Raw genomic sequence first — 321 nt, forward strand, 5'->3', positions numbered from 1 at the left:
ATTGCCTGTAAAGCTGCTAAGAATAACGCAATTTGCATTCGCTGATTGCCCAGCTTCATATTTTTTGATCCATAGTTTTGAGCAACCAAATAGTTGATAGCTCCCTGATTTCCGGAAAACAATGCCCATAAATTGTACATTAAAACATTGGTGATCCCTACTACTGCAATTGCTGTAGCCCCCAACTTTCCAACAATCATCAATATTAGCAAACCAGTAACAGTCATTGATGAGAAGGTTGCAATCGATGGAATAGCCAGACGAAGAATTTCCTTAACTAATTTCATATCATCCCACCGGTCTTTTTAAAAGTTGGCTGTG

1 protein-coding gene is annotated in these 321 nt (G+C 38.6%); it reads right to left on the reverse strand.

Annotated features, from left to right (window positions below; genetic code table 11):
* Positions 1 to 287: MATE family efflux transporter (locus V7266_RS07320; protein WP_335467094.1), on the reverse strand; the 287-nt coding region annotated here is incomplete at its 3' end.
* Between the last annotated feature and the right edge of the window lie 34 nt (positions 288 to 321).

This window comes from Neobacillus drentensis, assembly GCF_036965645.1.
GTDB lineage: Bacteria > Bacillota > Bacilli > Bacillales > Cytobacillaceae > Neobacillus > Neobacillus drentensis_D.